The sequence below is a fragment of the Pseudomonas putida genome, from assembly GCF_028682475.1.
In the GTDB taxonomy this organism is placed as follows: domain Bacteria; phylum Pseudomonadota; class Gammaproteobacteria; order Pseudomonadales; family Pseudomonadaceae; genus Aquipseudomonas; species Aquipseudomonas putida_AG.
Genome location: NZ_JANHLE010000062.1, coordinates 1 through 3,068 on the forward strand (window position 1 = coordinate 1; position 3,068 = coordinate 3,068).

Below are 3,068 nucleotides of genomic sequence, written 5' to 3' on the forward strand. Positions count from 1 at the left end.
TGCCAGAAGGTCTTGTGCAGACACTCCAGCGAATCGGGTATGTGACAATTTGTGGTTTTACGAACTTTCGGTTCATTTCGTCTTCACCACCACAATCTGCGTTGCAGATTGCTTGGGTGTTATATGGTCAAGCCTCACGGGCAATTAGTATTGGTTAGCTCAACGCCTCACAGCGCTTACACACCCAACCTATCAACGTCGTAGTCTTCGACGGCCCTTCAGGGAGCTCAAGGCTCCAGTGAGATCTCATCTTGAGGCAAGTTTCCCGCTTAGATGCTTTCAGCGGTTATCTCTCCCGAACATAGCTACCCGGCAATGCCACTGGCGTGACAACCGGAACACCAGAGGTTCGTCCACTCCGGTCCTCTCGTACTAGGAGCAGCCCCTCTCAAATCTCAAACGTCCACGGCAGATAGGGACCGAACTGTCTCACGACGTTCTAAACCCAGCTCGCGTACCACTTTAAATGGCGAACAGCCATACCCTTGGGACCGGCTTCAGCCCCAGGATGTGATGAGCCGACATCGAGGTGCCAAACACCGCCGTCGATATGAACTCTTGGGCGGTATCAGCCTGTTATCCCCGGAGTACCTTTTATCCGTTGAGCGATGGCCCTTCCATACAGAACCACCGGATCACTAAGACCTACTTTCGTACCTGCTCGACGTGTCTGTCTCGCAGTCAAGCGCGCTTTTGCCTTTATACTCTACGACCGATTTCCGACCGGTCTGAGCGCACCTTCGTACTCCTCCGTTACTCTTTAGGAGGAGACCGCCCCAGTCAAACTACCCACCATACACTGTCCTCGATCCGGATAACGGACCTGAGTTAGAACCTCAAAGTTGCCAGGGTGGTATTTCAAGGATGGCTCCACGCGAACTGGCGTCCACGCTTCAAAGCCTCCCACCTATCCTACACAAGCAAATTCAAAGTCCAGTGCAAAGCTATAGTAAAGGTTCACGGGGTCTTTCCGTCTAGCCGCGGATACACTGCATCTTCACAGCGATTTCAATTTCACTGAGTCTCGGGTGGAGACAGCGCCGCCATCGTTACGCCATTCGTGCAGGTCGGAACTTACCCGACAAGGAATTTCGCTACCTTAGGACCGTTATAGTTACGGCCGCCGTTTACCGGGGCTTCGATCAAGAGCTTCGCGTTAGCTAACCCCATCAATTAACCTTCCGGCACCGGGCAGGCGTCACACCCTATACGTCCACTTTCGTGTTTGCAGAGTGCTGTGTTTTTAATAAACAGTCGCAGCGGCCTGGTATCTTCGACCGGCATGAGCTTACGGAGCAAGTCCTTCACCCTCACCGGCGCACCTTCTCCCGAAGTTACGGTGCCATTTTGCCTAGTTCCTTCACCCGAGTTCTCTCAAGCGCCTTGGTATTCTCTACCCAACCACCTGTGTCGGTTTGGGGTACGGTTCCTGGTTATCTGAAGCTTAGAAGCTTTTCTTGGAAGCATGGCATCAACCACTTCGTCGCCTAAAGGCAACTCGTCATCAGCTCTCGGCCTTAAGATCCCGGATTTACCTAAGATCTCAGCCTACCACCTTAAACTTGGACAACCAACGCCAAGCTGGCCTAGCCTTCTCCGTCCCTCCATCGCAATAACCAGAAGTACAGGAATATTAACCTGTTTTCCATCGACTACGCTTTTCAGCCTCGCCTTAGGGACCGACTAACCCTGCGTCGATTAACGTTGCGCAGGAAACCTTGGTCTTTCGGCGTGGGAGTTTTTCACTCCCATTGTCGTTACTCATGTCAGCATTCGCACTTCTGATACCTCCAGCAAGCTTCTCAACTCACCTTCACAGGCTTACAGAACGCTCCTCTACCGCATCACCTAAGTGATACCCGTAGCTTCGGTGCATGGTTTGAGCCCCGTTACATCTTCCGCGCAGGCCGACTCGACTAGTGAGCTATTACGCTTTCTTTAAAGGGTGGCTGCTTCTAAGCCAACCTCCTAGCTGTCTAAGCCTTCCCACATCGTTTCCCACTTAACCATGACTTTGGGACCTTAGCTGACGGTCTGGGTTGTTTCCCTTTTCACGACGGACGTTAGCACCCGCCGTGTGTCTCCCATGCTCGGCACTTGTAGGTATTCGGAGTTTGCATCGGTTTGGTAAGTCGGGATGACCCCCTAGCCGAAACAGTGCTCTACCCCCTACAGTGATACATGAGGCGCTACCTAAATAGCTTTCGAGGAGAACCAGCTATCTCCGAGCTTGATTAGCCTTTCACTCCGATCCACAGGTCATCCGCTAACTTTTCAACGGTAGTCGGTTCGGTCCTCCAGTCAGTGTTACCTAACCTTCAACCTGCCCATGGATAGATCGCCCGGTTTCGGGTCTATACCCAGCGACTAAACGCCCTATTAAGACTCGCTTTCGCTACGCCTCCCCTATTCGGTTAAGCTCGCCACTGAATATAAGTCGCTGACCCATTATACAAAAGGTACGCAGTCACCTAACAAAGTAGGCTCCCACTGCTTGTACGCATACGGTTTCAGGTTCTATTTCACTCCCCTCTCCGGGGTTCTTTTCGCCTTTCCCTCACGGTACTGGTTCACTATCGGTCAGTCAGTAGTATTTAGCCTTGGAGGATGGTCCCCCCATATTCAGACAAAGTTTCTCGTGCTCCGTCCTACTCGATTTCATGACTAAGAGATTTTCGCGTACAGGGCTATCACCCACTATGGCCGCACTTTCCAGAGCGTTCCGCTAATCTCAAAGCCACTTAAGGGCTAGTCCCCGTTCGCTCGCCACTACTAAGGGAATCTCGGTTGATTTCTTTTCCTCAGGGTACTTAGATGTTTCAGTTCCCCTGGTTCGCCTCTTGCACCTATGTATTCAGTACAAGATACTCAGCTTATGCTGAGTGGGTTCCCCCATTCAGAGATCTCCGGATCAAAGTCTGTTTGCCGACTCCCCGAAGCTTATCGCAGGCTACCACGTCTTTCATCGCCTCTGACTGCCAAGGCATCCACCGTATGCGCTTCTTCACTTGACCATATAACCCCAAGCAATCTGGTTATACTGTGAAGACGACATTCGCCGAAAATTC

The 3,068-nt window shown here is 51.8% G+C and carries 1 rRNA gene; it reads right to left on the reverse strand.

Annotation, left to right across the window (positions count from 1 at the left end):
- Positions 1-123: 123 nt before the first annotated feature.
- Positions 124-3,014, reverse strand: a 23S ribosomal RNA gene (locus NPS47_RS24995).
- Positions 3,015-3,068: the final 54 nt, after the last annotated feature.